Here is a 19092-nt window from a genome sequence, read left to right on the forward strand (position 1 = left end):
ATATCCTTGTATATTATATCTCCTAAAGGACATACGAACAAGTTTAAACAACTCTGTTATGGAAAAATAAACAATTCTACCTAATTAGGGATGCTTGAAAATGTGTACTTTCATTTCTCCTCATCTATGGACAATCTCCCTATCCATGTCTAAGATGAAGAGGAAGTCTGACTTGAAGGAGATCATTCACTTGGATGTCTTGTACAAAAAGTTGAGCCATAATCATGAAATCACAGTATACGAAACCACCGAGCTGTATGGTGAAAAGGGATTATTTCGGGTGATGCAGTTTTCAAATACAGCCGTCCAAGGCGCGGTGGACTTGAATCATCCACAACGCATTTTGTTCGAATATCCGAGAGCAATTATCCATCTTATGGAGCTGAACGATCCATCATTTGAAGATGTATTTGTTATCGGGCACGGTATAGGTACAATAGCGGGTCATTTTACAGATAAACGTTTTAAGATTGCCGAGCTGGATGCACAAGTTGTAGAGTTCAGCCGAACATTCTTTGGATACGATCAGGATAATGTGACTGTTGGCGATGGACGACGCCTTCTGGAGAAGGAAGCGCCGGATGCTTATGACTATGTTATTTTGGACGCCTTCACGGAGCTGGGTACGCCCTTGCATTTAGTATCCTGGGAATTTTTCAAGATGGCCAAAGAAAAGCTGGATTCCGAAGGCTCCCTGATCATGAATTTAATGGGCAAAAGTGAACACGACCATTTGATCCATGCCATTCATACAACGTTGCGTGAAGAATTTGCCTATGTCTCAACTTTCTCGCTCCCCTCGGAAGGCGCTGCCGACGTTCAAAATATCATTATGATAGGTCGGGACAAGCCAATCCGGTTTCAGGCACGTCAGATGGCGGACTTTCATGAGATTACACTCGGAGAAGGCCATATTCTACGGGATATAGATGCTTAGTGTAGTTCCAATATTCGTCTCTCTACATCTTCAATACGAATCGTCTCTTTGTTGCAGCTTTTTCGTTCCACTAACTCTACTTTCCCGTGTTCGGCATCTTTACCTACGATGATGCGCACGGAAATACCTACTAAATCGGAGTCTTTGAATTTAACCCCAGGCCGTTCCTCCCGATCATCCAGCAGCACCTCCACACCGCGATCCTGCAGCTGGTTGTATAATTTCTCGGCTATTTGCATCTGAAGCCTGTCTTTCACAGAAATCGGAATAATATGAACTTGAAACGGGGCTAGTGCATAAGGCCATATCATTCCGTTCTGATCGTGATTTTGCTCTACAATGGCAGAAAGGATCCGGGATACGCCAATGCCATAGCAGCCCATAATCATCGCTTGCTCAGCTCCAGACGCATCCAGAAAGGTCGCACCCAGCTTCTCACTATATTTGGTGCCCAATTTAAATACGTGTCCGATCTCAATTCCACGATGAAGTTTCAATTCCCCTTCGTCACATCGAGGACATCTATCCCCTTCTATGACATTGCGCAAGTCAGCCACATGCCGAAGATCTATATCGCGCCTTGGGTTCACATGTCGATAATGGTAATCCAGCTCGTTCGCGCCTGCGATACCGCTGGACATTTGGACAACGGCGTAATCCACCCACACAGGGATTGTCAATCCGCATGGGCCTATGAACCCCGAGGGGGTTCCAGTCGCCTTTGACACGATGTTTGTACTTGCTATTTCGAATTTTTCACTACCTAAAATATGTTTAATTTTCACTTCGTTAACCTCATGATCCCCCCTAACAACTACAGCAATAGGTTGATCGTCAGCCATATAAATCAGTGTTTTGATGATTTCTTTGGGCTCTATGTGAAGCGATTCAACCAGTTGATCTATTGTACACAGGCCTGGAGTATGGAATTTTTCCATTTTAGCTGTATCAAAAGAAGGAGGGCTGACTTGTTCATTTTTATATGAGACAGGAGATATTTCTATTTTTCCCGTCGATCGCGCCACGGCTTTTTCAAGATTAGCTGCATATTCACAGCAGGTACATGCTACAATGGTGTCCTCTCCAATATCAGCTAGAGCCATAAATTCATGGGTTTCACCTTCGCCACCAATGGCACCCGCATCTGCTTCTACTGCACGAAAGTTTAGACCACAGCGAGTGAAAATGCGATGATATGCCTGGAACATGGTCGAATAGGTATGATCTAGTCCTTCCCAATGTGCATCAAACGAATAGGCATCCTTCATCAAAAATTCTCTACTGCGAAGCAGGCCAAATCGCGGACGTCGTTCATCCCGAAATTTGGTTTGAATTTGATACAACGTTACAGGCAATTTGCGATAAGAATTCACTTCATTTCGTATTAAAGACGTAATGACCTCTTCATGTGTAGGCCCCAAAGCAAACTCCCGACCATGCCGATCTTGCAAACGCATCAACTCAGGACCATAAACATCGTATCTTCCTGATTCTTGCCACAGCTCCGTTGGCTGCAATACAGGCATCAGCAGCTCCCCAGCCCCTACGCGATCCATTTCATCCCGTACGATTTGCTCTACTTTTCTGAGCACCCGTCTGCCCAGGGGCATATAGGTGTACATTCCAGCCGCCAGTTGGCGGATAAATCCTCCCCGCAGCATAAGCTGATGACTGATCACTTCAGCTTCTGCGGTTGCTTCACGCAAGGTTGTCAGTAATAATTGGCTTTGGCGCATGTGTAGCTTCCTCCTTGTTGGACGATAAAATGTACGCAAAAAGACACATCCGTCAGGGACGAATGTGTCGTGGTACCACCCTTCATTTGACCGTAGCCATACACGGAACGGTCCTTCATTAGATAACGGCGTCTAGCCGGTAACGGTTTATCATACAAACCGCTACAGCTCGCAAGGCAGGGAAACGTTCATTCGCGGCGAGAAACCTTTCAGCCCATGAGTTTCTTCTCTGTATAGCGAGTATTGAACCTTTGATCCTTGGTCTACACTATTCCTATATATTACAATTTTCACCACTTTACACGAAATGTAATTTCTAGTCAAGGAGATAATCTTCTGCTACACAGCAAGAAACTCGTTACCCTGCTCTACCTGTAAGGGCCGCATAGAATAGATCAGTCTGTCCATCATACAACATGCTCCTTTTACAAATTCAATAATTGAGGCCATTACATACGTGAAGCTCCAAATATGCGCTGTTGTAGGTTAGAGTTCTCTTGATTAATTATGTATCATTCTTTTTAAAATACACGCCCTTGAAAAACACAAAATTTTGCGTATGTGTGCCATACAGCTCCTGAAACCTAGAATGAAGTTTATTCATAGAAAGAGTCTCTGAGACCGTCCGATCCGTTTGCAGGGTCAAGTCGACACAGCTAATTCCAAATTGGCACACTTGCTCCATAGGATAACCTTGGGTAATTCCATATATCATCCCGGCAATAAAAGCATCATCTGCGCCTGTGACATCAATGACCTCTTGAACGGGATGAATGGGAATTTGGCCATGAGTTCCATCCTGAGAGGCGTACAAAACACGATCAGCACCGCAGATAAAAATGACATTCTGAACTCCAAGTTTGTGAAAAATTCGGGTGGCATCCAACATATGCTGATCATCTGTAAGTTCTAGCTCCAAATAGGCTTCAGCCTCCACCGGTTTACATACCAGCCACTCCACTCCATGCAAATTTCGGGGAAGCTTTCTCATCTTCGAGGCCGATACCGAAGAAACGACAATCGGAATCCGATGCTCATGACAGACATGTATGGTGGCTGCAATTACGTTCATAGAGAAATTAGTGTCCAGCAGAACGAGTCGGGATGAGGCAATTAAAGGAGCATTTTCAAAAATTACTGAAGGACGAATCTGATCATAAATCTCCATTTCTGCTGTCGCTACAATCAGTTCACCACGCTCGTTCAGCAAGGCAGTATAAACCCCAGTTGACGGTTCACCTTGGACTTGCAGAGGAACCACGTGCATGTAACGGCTGGACTGTTCGATAATAAATTCACCTTCCGCATCGTCCCCAACTGTGGTCAGCAGGCTGACCCGCTGGCTCAACCTCCCTAAATTTTCGGCTACATTTCGTGCTACCCCACCGCAAGATTGCAGTCTTGTACTGCTCGGATTGGAGGTATGAAGCTGAAATGTACCTTTAATCATGATTTTACGATCCAAATTGGCCCCCCCCGATACATAGTATTGGTTTGCTAGAGGGCCAAGGCTCGTCCTGTTCATTTTGGTGGATTTTTTTTTAATTTCATCATTTGACTCCTTTCTCGAGTCTATTCGTTAAAATGATTTAAATTTGTACAGAAATAGGCACTATATAAAATTAACACGTTCCAAATGTCATATTCCCAAGAATAATGTCGAGTTCGTTAAAATATCCTAAAGTTACACATGCAAAAAAACACCCTATTGTAAAGATATCTTTCACTTTTACGATAGGGTGATTGGGTTGGAACTACAGCATAGTTCTTCCTTACATTATGTTATTCAGGATTTTTGCAAAATCCTCTATTTCAAAATAAATAGAGCTGCTCCGTGAGGAGGTAAATCTGTGGACAGCTCTTGTGCTAAAACACCTAAATCTACATGGTTCCATAAATCTCTGGCATTTGCCTGACCTTCAATACCAAGGTCTTTTAAGGATACACGCACCTTTGAAGATTCATCCCCAGCATTAAACAAAGCTGCATATACATGCCCTTTCCCGTTATGTGAAGTCCAAACGATATGTTCATCCTTTCTATACACCTGCCGTGCATTCAAACCGTTGCGATGAGCATTTAACACTTCTTCATTAGTCAGCAAAGAAAGAGTCCATGCATCATTATCCCGCAGTTCGCCCCCGAACATCAGGGGAGACCGGAAAATGCTCCACAAGGTCATCATCGTTAGCTGCTCATCCTTAGTAAAGCGTGTCCATCTGTCATGGCTGCCGGAATCTACCGAATCTACCGAACGAATACCCAGATGACCCAGTGGTAGCATGTCGCAATCCGGCCAGTGACCCGGCCCTACATGTTCCGCCCATTTCTCGCAGCGCTCAAACATACCATACAGTAAAGGCCATACATCCCAGAAGTCATCAGTCATACGCCACATATTCACGTTTGCGATTAAATCAGATGCATGCTCCAGCGGTGCAGGACCAGGCGATAGACTCAACACCATCGGACGTCCGCATTGGGCGATAGCCCGCCTAATCAATTCAATTTCCGCCAAATGAATACCATAGAGACGTGATGCAGCAATGTCATCTACTTTGACAAAATCCACACCCCATTCCGCATACAGATCAAACAACGAATTATAGTACTCCTGTGCGCCTTCCTTGGATGCATCTACCCCATACATATCTGTGTTCCAGGGACAAATAGAGTTGGGATGCGCAATTTGTCTCGCCGTGGCTGTGGTTCCCAAAATCGGGGTATCCTGATGCACCGCCTGACGGGAGATGCCTCTCATAATATGTATACCAAATTTCAATCCCAGACCGTGTACATATTCCGCAAGAGCTTGGAAGCCTCGTCCATCTGCTGCCGAAGGAAACCGATTCACTGCTGGAATAAGACGTGAAAATGAATCCATTTCCAATGGGACAAACGGGCGATACTGTGAAGATACTGCTCCTGACTCATACCACTGAATATCTACCACGACATATTCCCAACCATATTCCTTCAGATGCTCCGCCATATATTGAGCATTTCCCCGTACTTCCTCTTCCCGTACTGCTGCACCGTAGCAATCCCAGCTATTCCACCCCATAGGTGGTGTATGCGCTGTCAAATGATGCTTCATTTCATTCATCCTTTCATCCAGTAGATCTCATCCTGCTACCAAAAATCCCCTCATCAGTACGTAACTATTATAATGTAAACCCTTACTTTTGTCGCTCGTCTCCTTTTTCATTTCCACTTTTTATACATTTAAGTTGACTAACTAAAAGAATGTGGTACATTTAAAATTGCTTTAAAAAAACTTTGACTTGAATCAGAGGGTGATTTTACATGTGTGAACATACTTATCGAATTTTGTTGTTTTACAAATATGTCAACATTGAAGATCCTGCCACCTTTACGGCAGAGCATCTGGCTTACTGCAAGGAGCTGGGCGTCAAGGGAAGAATCTTGATTGCTGCGGAAGGAATCAACGGAACACTGTCTGGTACAGTAGAGCAAACGGAGCAATATATGCGTGATTTGCGCGCCAATCCGAAATTCCACGATATCGTTATTAAAATAGATGAGTCTGACGGTCATGCGTTCAAGAAAATATTTGTACGCCATCGTCAGGAGCTTGTTACGCTGCGTCATGAAGATGAGCTGGACCCTAATGAAATTAGCGGTAAGCGTCTGTCACCAAAGGAGTTTTATGAACAGCTTCAAGATGAAGATGTAGTTGTTCTGGACGGACGTAATGACTATGAATATGACATCGGTCATTTCCGCGGGGCTATTCGCCCCGAAGTCGAATCGTTCCGTGAATTTCCACAATGGATTCGCAACAATATGACTCAGTTCAAAGACAAGAAAATTCTGACGTACTGCACCGGAGGTATCCGTTGCGAAAAGTTATCGGGTCTTCTGATCAAAGAAGGATTTAACGATGTAGGCCAGTTGGATGGCGGCATTGTGACTTACAGCAAGGACCCGGAAGTACAAGGACGTTTGTTTGACGGTAAATGCTACGTATTTGACGAACGAATCTCGATTCCGATCAATCATACGGATGAGGACGTCATTGTCGGCAAGTGCTTCCATTGTGAAACGCCGAGCGATCATTATATCAACTGCCCAGTGTGCAATCTCCAGCATATTGCATGTCCGGATTGCGAAGAACAGCATCAGCACTATTGCTCTGACGATTGCCGAACCAAAGCGGAAACCGTAGCTACTGCATAAATTGGCAGTATCATTGGTTCATTATAATAAAAGGGATGCCCTATTAGCCGTTCATCATGGCTGTGGGCATCCCTTTTATTGTTTTCACAATAAGTGTCGTAGGCTTCATAGTATATACCTATGGCCTTGATTGTATTTTCATCTTGGACGGGCTCGAAAGTAGCGTCTTATAATGGAAAATGTCATTACAGAAAGGATGGGTGGAATTCATGATTCAAATCGTACTTTCAACTCTATTATCGGTTATCGTTCCGCTGTCCATTCCGGTGATCGCCGGATTTTTACTTGGAAAATTCATGAAGCTGGAAACGAAACCGCTCTCGACTTTGTATTTATATTTTTTAAGCCCCGCCATGATTCTGGACACGCTACTCAAAGCACAGCTTACCTGGCATGATGTGGCGCAGACTGCCGCTTTTTCAATATTAAACCTGCTGCTGTTGTGGGGAATTGCACAATTAGCAGGGAAAATCTTTAGACTGAGCACTCCGGAAACGGCTGGACTTACCTTAATCTCCACACTCACCAATAGTGCAAATTATGGCCTGCCCCTAATTTTACTTGCCTTTGGGCAGCTCGGTCTGGATAAAGCCTCCGTGTATGTCGTCATCCAGATAATTATAGTCAATACCATTGGCGTTTATTTTGCAGCCCGCTCTGAATTTTCTGTTCAAAGTGCTGTTAAGTCGGTGTTTTCACTTCCTGCGATCTATGCAGCTCTACTCGCCATGGGACTGCGGCTACTGGACTGGCATCTTCCCTCAGGGATTCAATCAGGCGTCTCGATGATTGCTGCTGCCTATTCTCCGGTCGTGCTGGCGATTCTGGGTACCCAGATGGCTTATGTAAAAATATTTAAGTTGGAGTCGTCTATTAAAAAAGCCAGCTACGCCGGACTAACAATTCGGCTTCTACTCTCCCCACTTGCGGCTTGTCTTGCTATGCTGATACTGGGAATTTCAGGTCTTTTGTTCTCCGTTCTCTTCATTCTGGCCTCAATGCCGGCTGCTGTAAATGCTGTCATTTTAGCAGAAAAATTTAATGCATCGCCAAAACTGGTTTCCACCTGCATCCTGTGGAGCACGCTTGCCTCATTCCTGATATTGCCTATTCTGATTATGTTGGTGGCAGGTTAGCGAGAAAAAAAGACTCTCTACACCATAGAGAGCCATGCGCGATTCTGTCTCCATTCTACTTGCACAGGCGTTTCAAAAAAAGCACTAAGCGTTTCACTGCTTAGAATATCAGTCGTTTTACCTTTAGCAAATACCGTGCCCCGGCGGATTAAAATCGTATGCGTGTACATCGGTAGAATTTCTTCGATATGATGTGTAACATACAGTAAATTCGGCGAAGCCGGCGACTCCGATAACTGGCGAATGCTATCCAGCAATGCTTCCCGGGAAAAAAAGTCCAAACCATTACACGCCTCGTCCAAAATCAGTAGCTTGGGCGAGGCCATTAATGCGCGGGCGATAAGCACTTTCTGCTTTTCTCCCTGTGAGCATCCCTGATACAACCGATCCACGAGATGAGCACACCCCAGTTGCGTCATAAGCTGAACGGCCTGTTCATAATCTGTATCCGTCGTCTGATCATAAAGTCCAATGGAGGCAAATTTGCCACTAATAACAACATCCTGCGTACGCTGACTCCCATTAATTCTTTCCTGTAAAGAGGAACTGACCCAACCAATAGATTTGCGCAGCTCCCTCAGATCCACATCCCCAAAGGTATGGCCCAATACACCAACACTACCTGTGGTTGGCCATATGTAACCGTTAATCATATTGAGCATCGTTGTTTTACCTGACCCATTCAAGCCGAGTACAGCCCAGTGCTCTCCCTCAGCTACCTGCCAATTGATTTGATCTAGTATGGTGCGGTTATCTCTCTTCCAGCTTACATTGTTAAGTTCAATGACAGAATTCATGGCTGTACATCCTTTCTATTCGTCGTATCATCAGATGTTTATACGCATAGTAAAGATCATCATTAGTACGTCTAGCTTCTCTTTCATGTAAGCATAGCACAGGGTCACAGGTTGTTCAATTTTAAATAACCCACTCCATTGTTCATATAGGAGTGGGCTGGCAATGAAGCAATCCACTAATCAAGATACTTTTTCTTTTTTAGAATCCTTAATTACATTCTTATCTTTGTTCTTATCTTTATTTGTGTCTTTGCTTGGGACCCTAACCTTCCTTCTTTCATTAGCCAGTCGCCAATAGCCTAATACTTTACGGTACATGGACTTATCTGATAATTGGTTAAAAATATATGGGTCTGGCTTCGTATTCACCTCAATAATCCATGGGGTAAAGCGATGATCCAGTCCAATATCCACACCAATTTGCCGGAAATTTGGATATGTTTTTTGCAGTTGTTTGGCGATGGTAAGACCCAGTTCATTTAGTTTCTTGACCAGCTCCGCCTGTTTGCTTTGCGATAAATGGGATTTTAGTAACTGCTCCAAGGCCATCGGCTTGCCACCACTATGATAGTTAGTCACGATTTTACGGGGATGACCCAGACGTCCAATAATTCCAGTAGACTCCCATAGCCCTTTTTCATTACGCTGCACCATGACCCGAATATCAAAATAACGCATTTGATGGCGTAGTAAATGGATTCCCTTTTGAATAAGATAACTTTTCTTCCCCGTATGTTTCGATAGGCTGGTATATAGTGCATCCAAATGTTTAAATTCTTGACGCGTTTCCTCATATTGATAGGCGAAACGCTGGCCAGCCTCCTGCTCTACTCTCATTACACCTTTACCAAAGGTACCTCGCTCGGGTTTTACATAGACCATACCGTATTTCTCCAGCATTGACTTCAAATTTGCTTTGTTATATTTGCGAGTTTCTGGTACATAAGGTTTGATGCTTCCATTCTGAAGCAACAATTGGGTTTTATGCCATTTGCTGCGCGACGCCTGCGCTTGTGAAGAATTCACTTGCCCCTCTCCTCTCTACTCTCAGGTAGAACGCTCTTGTTAAAAAAGATCAATCTATCGTATGCGCTAACTCCCCATTCGAAGCTTCATCAGCCCTGTCCTGCATAGAAATGGACGTTTGACCTTGCCCGGTCGAAAGCGCCTGTCCAAGCATACGATATTGGGAGACGCTGGGAGCGTATATTTGCACATATAGGGAGTGAATAACATGTCAGCGCAATCGGATGGTCCACGGAAGGGTTCCCTTACAATCGATGTTCTGATTCCCGCAATTGATAAAGATATTGCCACACTACCGCTGGTAATTGACAGTCTGCGCCGTCACGTGCAGCACCGAATTGGAAATATTTATATCGTTTCACCGCAAAGCACCGGGATTCGCCGTCTGTGCGTAAACAAGAAATGTACATTTATAGACGAAAAAACGGTGCTGCCCATTACCAAAAAACATATCCATTACGGAACAACGCGCTGGGACCGTTCAGGCTGGCTGTATCAACAATTGCTCAAAATGAATGGCGACAAAATCAGTAAAGCCTCTTTTTTCCTCGTCATTGACGCGGACACGGTTTTGATTCGTCCACATACGTTCCGTAAAGACGGAAAAACGATTTTTTACTACCGCAGCTGGAGCCAGCCTGAGTATTTTCGCACCCATCACAAGCTGATGGGCGTTAAAGCTCCCTCACCAAAGTCCTTTGTTACTCATTATATGCTTTTTGAAAAAGCGCGGCTTACCCAGCTCAAGCAAGTTATCGAGGCCCGTCATGGAAAACCTTGGTACAACGCAATTATCCACAGTATAGACCGGACAAAACAGTTTGGGTTTTCCGAATATGAAACGTATGCCAACTATTTATACAGTAATCAGCCCTCTCGGATGATTTTGCGCAAGTCATTGAATAAAGCGCTTCATCGTCGGGCTTCTTCCCTGTCGCAAAAACAATTGGATGTCTTGGCTAAGAGCTATCGCTCCTTATCTTTTCATCAACGCAAGGTGTACCAGCTTACTCCAAAAACAAAGATTGAATCATCGCTAAAATAGTTTTTAAAATCCTGCAAAATGATGCAGTCCAAAATAGATCTGCATTGAAGGAGGAAACGTCCGTGCGCATCGTATTATTATGCGGTGGTGCCGGAAAACGGCTATGGCCACTATCCAACGAAATCCGGTCGAAGCTGTTTCTCCGGTTGTTGTCCGCTCCTGACGGGCATAAGGAATCTATGCTCGGTCGGGTGTACCGTCAGCTTACCTTAACCGGGCTGGATTCCTCTGCCCTGCTTCTGGCTCATCGGAGTCAGGTAAATCTAGCCTTTCGCCATACAGAAGGTCGTCTGCCCGTTCTGGGCGAGCCTGCCAAACGTGGAACCTTCACCGCTGCTGCACTGGCAGCTGCTTATTTTCACACCAGAGGCACAGGGCTGGATGAAGTTCTCTGCATTGCCCCAGCGGACATGTTTGCAGGAGAGGATTTCTTCCATAGCATAGCAGCGCTCTCCGGCATATTGTTTGAGAGCGGAGCCGATCTAGCTATGCTTGGGACAAGGCCCACTCATCCCTCCGACCAATACGGCTACGTCGTTCCGGGTCTGCAAATGATACGGGAAGGGAAAACTTCCTATGCGCAAGTTGCTCGCTTCACAGAAAAGCCGGATCTCCCCGGAGCACAACAGCTTATTCATCAGGGCGCGCTCTGGAACTGTGGTGTTTACGCTTTTACATTACGGTATATGTTGTCCTGTATGGAGCGAAGTGATCTGCCGCTGAACGATAAAGCATTATGCGCGATGTATGATAGCCTCCCCGTTCGCAGTTTCGACGAAGAGATTGCAGAGCGTGCCGAACATGCCATCGTCCTGCCCTACGATGGCGAATGGCACGACATCGGCAACTGGCAGGCTCTAACAGAGCAGCTAAACAGTCAAGTAATCGGGCGTGGACAGATTAGTGGGCAGACTCACGGCACGCATATCGTTAATGAGCTGCCCTATCCACTTCATGTCATTGGTGTGGAAGATATTATTGCTGCCGCGAGTCCCGATGGCATTCTCATTGCGTCCAAGAGCCATGCCCACGTAATCAAGGAGCAGCTAGGTAAACTTCAACTTCACCCCATGCATGGTGAAACCTCTTGGGGCAGTTACCGAGTGCTGGACGAATTTGATCATCGGAGTCTGAGCGATATACTGGCCATACGGCTGACGGTACTGCCAGATCAACGTTTGAATGGCCGTATTCACGGCAGTGGACTTAAAGTATGGACGATCGTGTCCGGCCGGGGAGAGGTCATGCTGAACGGAGAACGTTTTGCTGCGGCAAGCGGTTCTGTATTTAGCATTCCGGTCGATACGCATCACACAATCCGTGCCGATCTGGATACACCACTGGAGCTAATTGAGGTACGTCTGGGAAACAGCTTGGTGAACGCCTTCTATAAATCCGAGTCCTGACAACACATAGATCAGGATTTTGCAAAATTTGATTCCAGTCGCTCCAAAGTGCAATATATAGACGAACTAGAGCATTTCGATCTATATATTGTTCATTGGAAGTCGCTTATTGGATTTTTGCAAAATCCTCAGATATAATGCACGCTACGGATTCTGAACGAAGGTCGCAGGTCGCACATAAAAAATCGCTCCTGAGCAAGGTGAAAAAGTCCTTGCTCCAGAAGCGATTTTATTTTGTGATGCAGTTACCTTTGACTATTCCGGCTTCTTTTAAAAAATGCTGAACGATCTCCAACTGATAGTGTATGCGTACTTTCTTGGGCAGGCTCCAACCCGTTTCCACGGTAACCGCGCGTGCACCTAAAATACGGGCTACAGCGGTGCGGGAGGAACCTGGAAGCTCATGCAGCCGAAGGTTGAAATGTCGGTCGCTCACCTGTATGGAGCGATTCATTCGCTTAATAACCCGACGAACCGCAGGAACCACCGGGTTGGCCTTGTTGGAGATTAGCGTTTGACCAAGCACCTCGGCATCCTTTTGTGACAATCCATTGGCCTCATGCAAGTCAAGATACCATTCAGGTTGATGCTTTTGTGTTAATTTGAATAGAGCAGCGGAAAGTGGTTGTGTTGCCAGCTGCTTTTTTTTGCGCGGAAAGGTTCGATTAAGATCAGGTATTCCTCTAATCCGTTTGCGGTAAGCCTTTTGGTTTACAATCGGTACAATTATAAGCTTACCCTGGCTAATTCGCAGTTTTTGCTGATTCAAAAGCTTCACCAGTTTCTCAGCAGCTCGTATGCTAGCTATTTCATTACCATGTATCCCCGCGACCACCATCACACACGGACCTTTCTGCCCCCCTGTGACTATATAATAAGGAGTTGCCCAAGAGCCATTTCCGAGCATATATCGTTTGACCTGCATCCCCTTCACCTCCGTATAGGCTGTCGTTGTCCTCTCTTCTGTTCTCGCCGACGGATGATTTCACGGTATAGTCTTAAGTAGTTACTGGTCATCTGTTTGTTGGTAAATCTTTGGTTGACATATGAACGAAGCTGCGCTGGTGACGGATAATTTTTTTGCTGTGCCTTTCCTGCCATTTGGCTAACTGATTTGCAAATCAACTGTGGAAAGCCCAAGAGTACCTCGGGAACGGAGCCATTTTTTAATGCCAGCACCGGTGTTCCACAAGCCATGGCCTCGACCATTACGAGTCCAAATGGCTCTTCCCACAGTGTCGGAAACAGCAGACACTCTGCATGTTTCAGCAGCTTCTGTTTCTGAGCACCTCCAACTGCACCTACATAGCGTATATTCGGATTACGCTGAATTCGTTTCTGAATCTCTTTACGGAAAAATTCTGGAGCTTTGATAGGACCTGCAATAAGCAGTTTTTTTCCTGTTCGTTCTGCAACCTGAATGGCCTGCAATACACCTTTATCTCGTATGATTCTGCCCATAAACAGCAAGTAGCCACGCTTCTCACTGCTGAACTCGTATTCATGGGTGTTGATACCATTATAGATATAAAAACCTTTGCCCCTGCCCATCAGCTGACGCGCTCGTTTACTGACATATACCGGGTTTTTACCGTGTCTCTTCACTGGAAGATGAACGGTGCATACTGATGGACAAGGCAGCTTCCTACGTCCCACAGAAGAACGAAAAGTATGATCATGAATGATATGTGTGTTGGAAGGCATATGCCGGAGTACATATTGGGGGATCTGACTTTGTTTCAAACCCTTGGGGTAGGTAATCAACCGCGCACTGCTCCTGCTCCCACGGGCGGCAAACAGCGATACATGATGCCCTCGTCTCACCAATTCCTCAGTTAATTCATGCACGACCTTTTCCGTTCCGCCTTTGTTAGAGGGTACCGGCTGTGCATCGGGATAGTTGGAAATGACCTGAACAATGGTTAGACGCCGTTTTTTGAGTGCTTTATTCTGCCTTGAAGCCATACGAATTCCCCTTCCTGACCGGAAATACGGTGTGATCCTTACGATGTCAACGGGAATCAGAGCATACTCCCGTACAAGTTATAAATTGTAGTATATAGGTATGTATATTTTGCGTGATTGCTTGTGCCAATCGTCTGCAAGTCGTTTTTTGCCATACGAGCCTATCTATAAGGGGAGTCTATACAATTTGTCAAGCTAAAATTAAGGAGAAAATTCTCATCGTTTTCTAATAAATGAGGACAAAGCGTTGGGGTAACAGGTTTGTAACCATGAGTGGTAAATTCCGGACATTTTATTTGTGTTATTGTCATTTCAGGACATCAACACAATACGAATAACGGAGGAATTTATATATGAAACGTACTTCAAAAAAATTGTGGATGGGTATTTGCTTTACTATGACTTTGGCATTGAGCGCAGGGAGCTTCGTCGTTGGGCCAGCCACCACTCATGCCGCTTCGGCAAGTAAAGCTGATCAGATTATTTCTAAAGGTTCCCAGTTTATGGGTGTGCGTTATGAGCATGGAGCCCCAGCAGGCAATACAAGATCTTTTGACTGCTCTTCGTTCACTCAATATGTATTTGCACAAAATGGCATCAAGCTTCCACGTTCGTCCAGACAGCAATCAACTGTTGGCACTTTCGTACCGCGTAGTCAGCTGAAAAAAGGCGATTTGGTCTTTTTCTATGCGCCAATTCATCATGTAGCCATTTACATGGGGAACGGCAAAATTCTGCATACGTATGGTAAAGGCGGCGTAACGGTTACAGATCTAAATTCGGGCTGGTGGAGCCGCAATTACACAACAGCACGTCGTGTCCTCTAGGATAAATTTTAGTTGATTCCCATCCACCGAATGCTTAACTTACAAATAACAATAAAAAGGGCTGTTCCGCGAGTAGATATTTCTACTGGAGGGACAGCCTTTCCTTTTGTCTTTGGGGCAGCGTGACGATGACTACCGTTCCTTCTCCTTCTACGCTCTCCATACGTATCGTACCCTGATGAGCATCTGTAATTGCCTTGGCAATCGGCAACCCCAGCCCGGTCCCTCCAGTTTTACGATGCCTGGAGCTATCTACCCGATAAAATCGTTCGAAGACCCGCTTGATCTCGCCCTCAGGTATTCCGATCCCATAATCCTTAACCCGGATATAGACATCCTTTTTATCTTTAGATAAGCCTATTTCAATCTCATCCGAGCTGTATTTTAATGCATTATCCAGTAGGATCACTAGCAATTGCTTCATTTTTGTCAGGTTGGCATCCAGCCAAATTTCTTTCTCTTCGGTTAAAATAGAAATTTGACGATCATGTACAGGCTTGAGATGCGCTACTACCTGTTGACAACAACCGATCATTTCTATCCGCTCATGCGGCTCAGGGTCTTTCTGCTGTGAGGAGGCAAGAGTCAGCAACTGCTGTGTCATCGTACGCATTCGCTGAGTTTCTTCATAGATCGATTCAATGGATTCCTTATGAATGTCCTCATCACGCGTGCCCCACCGCCGCAGCATGTTGGCATAGCCCTCAATAATCATAAGTGTGGTATTCAGTTCATGTGAGGCATCTGAAACAAACTGCTGCTGGCTCTGAAAGCTTTCTTCTAATCTCTCCATCATTCGGTTAAAAGTAGCGGTCATTTGGGACAATTCATCTTGATTATGACTGCCAGCGGGGATTTTTTTAAATTTTAAGCTTCTCTCAATTTCCTGCATCGTTTGAATACTACTGGAAATCGGCAGCAATATGGCATTCGCCAAAATCGTGCTCCCTACCAAACTTAGCATCATTGCTCCTACAGTCGAAGTGATGAGAATCGTATTTAAAATATCGAGATTGGTTTCGAGTGCATCCCATTTTTCCACGATCTCCAGCGTTCCCTTCTGATTGCCCTCCGGAGAAAGCACGGGGAGATGGATTACCAGAATTTTATGACCCTGTACATCAGTCAATTGAGAGCTTTGAGAAGTGTTAAAACGAATATCGCCCAGCTTAAAGCGTGACTGGCGACTTACTTCATACAGAAGTCGGGATTGCTGATCAAACACCCTCAGAATAGTATCTCCGGAAAGCTCATCTTTCAATTTTGGACTCCATGCATTCTTCAGAATCATGGTATGTCCGGTTTCGGCAATGATTTCAGTCCACTTATTTTGCAGCACTTCTCTTTCATTTCGCGTAGCGATTTTGACGAACAACAAATGAACCGTGACATCCACAAACAGGAGTATTATCATCACTAAAATAGAACTGAGCAGGGTGATTTTGGTCCGCAGCTTCAATGTTCTTCCTCCCTGATGCAGTACCCCACACCACGTACGGTTTTAATTAATTTCTTTTTGTATCCATGATCAATTTTTTTGCGAACATACCGGATATACACATCTACGACATTCGTATCACCAACAAAATCAAACCCCCACACGTTCTGAATCAATTCATCCCGCTGCAATACCTGATTTTTGTGCTCCATCAGATAGAGAAGCAGATCATATTCTTTGGGCGTCAGTTCGATTCGGTTTCCTTCCCGCACCACTGACCTAGTCTTGCGTTCCAACACCAAGCTATCCACTTGGAGCCTGGACGACAACTTGTCCTCTTTTTGTGAAGCGGTAGCTGTTGGCTCCATTTGATGCCTCATACTGGCCCGCATCCGCGCTAATAACTCCTCAATCTCAAAAGGCTTCGTAATGTAATCATTGGCACCTTCATCCAGACCTGAAACCTTATCAGGAGTCGTGTTACGTGCAGTGACCATAATTACTGGTGTATGATTGTTCACTTTTCGAATCTGCTTCAGCACCTCGACCCCGTTCATTTCCGGCAGCATGACATCCAGAATGATGATATCCCATGTACGTGCTAGAGCTTTTTCCAATCCTTCTCTGCCCGTTTGTGCGATTTCAACTGCATATCCTTCATGGGATAACTCCAACTGAAGCAATCTGGATATCTTCTCTTCATCATCAATGACCAGCACCGACTTTTCCATCGCAAAACCACCTATTTCTATAGAAAAAGCAAATGAGTAACGGAAATGACATTCATTTTTTATTTGATTTTAAGCTTTTATCCGTGTAGTCGCTCTATAATATAACTTTGTTATTCAATTTTTTGATGTTAAGGAGTAATTTATTCATGTTAATTAATGTAGACTATGCTTTATTTCACTGGATCAATGAACTCGCTAATTCCCTCGCCTTTTTGAATGGAACCATGCGTTTCTTGGCGCAATATGCACCGTATTTATTCGGAGTGGCTTTGCTGATTTACTGGTTCACCTTTAAAATGCCGCATCGAATGATGGTTTTAGAAGCCGTTATAACGGTTTGTATCGGCTTTGTAATTAGTTGGGGTCTTGGACATTTGTTTTACAGAGATCGGCCTTTTGTCGGACATTCAGTCATTCAGCTTATTCATCATGATCCCAATGCTTCATTCCCGAGTAACCATGCACTTGGAGCGTTTTCTCTGGCTGCCATTTTATGGCTTCATCATCAAAAATTTCGTGTTCTCTGGGTTATTTTAGCTGTACTCATCGCAGTATCCCGCGTATGGACCGGAGTGCATTATCCCTCGGATATTTTGGCAGGTGCGCTTATTGGTGCAGGTTGTGCCATCGGCGTTCATCAATTCATTCGAAGTCGGAAGCTACCTGGCATCTTTATGCAGGCGGCTATTATATTTTATGAAAAATGGGAGCAGAAGCTGGGGCTCAAGCCTGGTGAACAGGCCAGAACCAAGATGACTGAACACACTTCCTCTGTCCAAATGAAAAGCAGACGCTAAAGCGTCTGCTTTTTAGAAACTTCATTATTTATGCAACCCGTTATGCTGTCGATTTAGAGCGAAGTGACAGCATTCGTCGTTCTTCGTACCGCTGATAAAACCAAATACAAGCTGCCATCCAGCAGCCACTCATAAAATAGCCACCCACAACGTCGCTCGGATAATGTACGCCCAAATAAATGCGGCTCGTCCCGATTGCTACAATCAGCAGGCTGCTGAGTACAATAAGAAGGATACGCCCCAGCCTAGAAGGAACATGCTTCCACACTAAAAATGTCAGCGCCGCATACATGCTGAAAGCTGTCATGGAATGTCCGCTTGGAAAGCTGTATCCATTCTCTTCAATAATACGGTGAATCTCCGGTCTCGCACGCTGAAAAAGTACTTTCAGTATCGTATTCAGCATTACCGATCCCAATACACCAGCCGCCAAAAAAAGCAGTTCTCTGCGGTGTCCCAATACTCTATAGAGCACGAACATGGCCATTAAAACAATGATCACAACTGGAATTCCGCTGCCGATCATGGTGAAAAATTTCATTACACGGGTCATGGCGGGCGACTCCAGTTGTCCAATAACCGAAATAATTTCCTGGTCAAAATGCCGAACTTGATGGTCACTCACCCATAATGCGATTAAGCCAAAACCGAATGCACATACTATACATGTGAGCAGAGCCAAGGAAATGGGCAGCTTTGTTGATGTTTGCTTCATTTTCTGTAGTTCCTCCATAATATTCATTGCGTGATAAAACAAAGTGCAGCATTAGCTTAGATATAGGTCTTACTTTGCCCACTTTTCCCTTATCATTTCATTAAAAGAATTAGTTGCATCCTCCACATAATGAAACCCGTTTTAAAAAAATATCACTTTCAGAATCATTTTATAATATAAGAAATTCATATTGACTACAAAATCGCAAGCGGACTGTAGCGAAAAAAGCAGCAACAAAAAAGGACGCCATTCAAGCCTTATAAACGGCTCGAATGACATCCTATGATTACACGTGGCATACTACAAACGTAATTCCCAAGTTAAACAAGCATCATC

At 44.7% G+C, this 19092-nt stretch carries 16 protein-coding genes and 1 pseudogene; 7 read left to right on the forward strand and 10 right to left on the reverse strand.

Going from position 1 to position 19092, the window contains the following annotated elements; genetic code table 11:
• Positions 1 to 172 precede the first annotated feature (172 nt).
• Positions 173 to 937, forward strand: a complete 765-nt coding sequence (locus tag ACWA2B_RS22575; protein WP_340957767.1) for a spermidine synthase — start codon at positions 173 to 175, stop codon at positions 935 to 937.
• Here the strand turns inward: ACWA2B_RS22575 and ACWA2B_RS22580 are convergent.
• The 3 genes and pseudogenes from ACWA2B_RS22580 to ACWA2B_RS22590 form a co-directional block, all read right to left on the reverse strand.
• Positions 934 to 2673: a proline--tRNA ligase gene (locus ACWA2B_RS22580; protein WP_449292634.1), complete on the reverse strand. Its 1740-nt coding sequence runs from the start codon at positions 2671 to 2673 to the stop codon at positions 934 to 936. The genes ACWA2B_RS22575 and ACWA2B_RS22580 overlap by 4 nt on opposite strands.
• A 505-nt stretch (positions 2674 to 3178) precedes the next feature.
• Positions 3179 to 4227 (reverse strand): annotated as a pseudogene (locus tag ACWA2B_RS22585) (carbohydrate kinase family protein).
• A 253-nt stretch (positions 4228 to 4480) separates the two neighbouring features.
• Positions 4481 to 5770: a glycoside hydrolase family 27 protein gene (locus ACWA2B_RS22590; RefSeq protein ID WP_069011665.1), complete on the reverse strand. Its 1290-nt coding sequence runs from the start codon at positions 5768 to 5770 to the stop codon at positions 4481 to 4483.
• A 209-nt stretch (positions 5771 to 5979) separates the two neighbouring features.
• Here ACWA2B_RS22590 and trhO point away from each other — a divergent pair, with 209 nt between their 5' ends.
• The gene (trhO, locus tag ACWA2B_RS22595) at positions 5980 to 6873 is read left to right on the forward strand and encodes an oxygen-dependent tRNA uridine(34) hydroxylase TrhO (RefSeq protein WP_209950193.1); all 894 of its coding nucleotides are present in this window, start codon (positions 5980 to 5982) and stop codon (positions 6871 to 6873) included.
• 209 nt (positions 6874 to 7082) lie between these two features.
• Complete coding sequence (locus ACWA2B_RS22600; RefSeq protein ID WP_449292635.1) at positions 7083 to 8009, forward strand: AEC family transporter; 927 nt, start codon at positions 7083 to 7085, stop codon at positions 8007 to 8009.
• Positions 8010 to 8026: 17 nt separating this feature from the next.
• Here the strand turns inward: ACWA2B_RS22600 and ACWA2B_RS22605 are convergent, their stop codons facing one another.
• Both ACWA2B_RS22605 and ACWA2B_RS22610 read right to left on the reverse strand, forming a co-directional pair.
• Positions 8027 to 8806, reverse strand: a complete 780-nt coding sequence (locus ACWA2B_RS22605; RefSeq protein WP_029514871.1) for an ABC transporter ATP-binding protein — start codon at positions 8804 to 8806, stop codon at positions 8027 to 8029.
• A gap of 180 nt (positions 8807 to 8986) precedes the next feature.
• On the reverse strand, positions 8987 to 9832 hold the full coding sequence (locus ACWA2B_RS22610) for a YheC/YheD family protein (protein ID WP_069011669.1): 846 nt from the start codon (positions 9830 to 9832) through the stop codon (positions 8987 to 8989).
• 208 nt (positions 9833 to 10040) lie between these two features.
• On the opposite strand from ACWA2B_RS22610, the gene ACWA2B_RS22615 reads away from it, so the two are divergent.
• Together ACWA2B_RS22615 and ACWA2B_RS22620 are read left to right on the forward strand one after the other, a co-directional pair.
• Positions 10041 to 10877, forward strand: a complete 837-nt coding sequence (locus ACWA2B_RS22615; protein ID WP_029514869.1) for a DUF6492 family protein — start codon at positions 10041 to 10043, stop codon at positions 10875 to 10877.
• 62 nt (positions 10878 to 10939) lie between these two features.
• Complete coding sequence (locus tag ACWA2B_RS22620; protein ID WP_029514867.1) at positions 10940 to 12283, forward strand: sugar phosphate nucleotidyltransferase; 1344 nt, start codon at positions 10940 to 10942, stop codon at positions 12281 to 12283.
• 229 nt (positions 12284 to 12512) lie between these two features.
• Here the strand turns inward: ACWA2B_RS22620 and ACWA2B_RS22625 are convergent, their stop codons facing one another.
• Complete coding sequence (locus tag ACWA2B_RS22625) at positions 12513 to 13208, reverse strand: succinylglutamate desuccinylase/aspartoacylase family protein (RefSeq protein WP_069011670.1); 696 nt, start codon at positions 13206 to 13208, stop codon at positions 12513 to 12515.
• A gap of 5 nt (positions 13209 to 13213) precedes the next feature.
• Positions 13214 to 14248: a glycosyltransferase family 4 protein gene (locus tag ACWA2B_RS22630; protein WP_029514864.1), complete on the reverse strand. Its 1035-nt coding sequence runs from the start codon at positions 14246 to 14248 to the stop codon at positions 13214 to 13216.
• A gap of 353 nt (positions 14249 to 14601) precedes the next feature.
• Between ACWA2B_RS22630 and ACWA2B_RS22635 the strand changes: the two genes are divergently transcribed.
• Positions 14602 to 15075 carry a C40 family peptidase gene (locus ACWA2B_RS22635; RefSeq protein WP_029514862.1) on the forward strand — a complete coding sequence of 158 codons (474 nt, stop codon included), beginning with the start codon at positions 14602 to 14604 and terminating at the stop codon, positions 15073 to 15075.
• A gap of 82 nt (positions 15076 to 15157) precedes the next feature.
• On the opposite strand, the gene ACWA2B_RS22640 is transcribed toward ACWA2B_RS22635, so the two are convergent.
• Positions 15158 to 16534, reverse strand: coding sequence for a sensor histidine kinase (locus ACWA2B_RS22640; RefSeq protein ID WP_029514860.1), 1377 nt, complete (start codon positions 16532 to 16534; stop codon positions 15158 to 15160).
• Positions 16531 to 17244: a response regulator transcription factor gene (locus ACWA2B_RS22645; protein ID WP_069011671.1), complete on the reverse strand. Its 714-nt coding sequence runs from the start codon at positions 17242 to 17244 to the stop codon at positions 16531 to 16533. The genes ACWA2B_RS22640 and ACWA2B_RS22645 overlap by 4 nt, the downstream gene beginning before the upstream one ends.
• A gap of 146 nt (positions 17245 to 17390) precedes the next feature.
• On the opposite strand from ACWA2B_RS22645, the gene ACWA2B_RS22650 reads away from it, so the two are divergent.
• A complete protein-coding gene (locus ACWA2B_RS22650; RefSeq protein WP_029514856.1) occupies positions 17391 to 18041 on the forward strand; it encodes an undecaprenyl-diphosphatase in 651 nt (216 codons plus the stop codon).
• A 40-nt stretch (positions 18042 to 18081) separates the two neighbouring features.
• Here the strand turns inward: ACWA2B_RS22650 and ACWA2B_RS22655 are convergent, their stop codons facing one another.
• Entirely contained in the window at positions 18082 to 18756 is a 675-nt protein-coding gene (locus ACWA2B_RS22655; RefSeq protein ID WP_029514854.1) for a phosphatase PAP2 family protein, read from the reverse strand.
• Positions 18757 to 19092: the final 336 nt, after the last annotated feature.

This window comes from Paenibacillus sp. CMM36, from assembly GCF_053570945.1.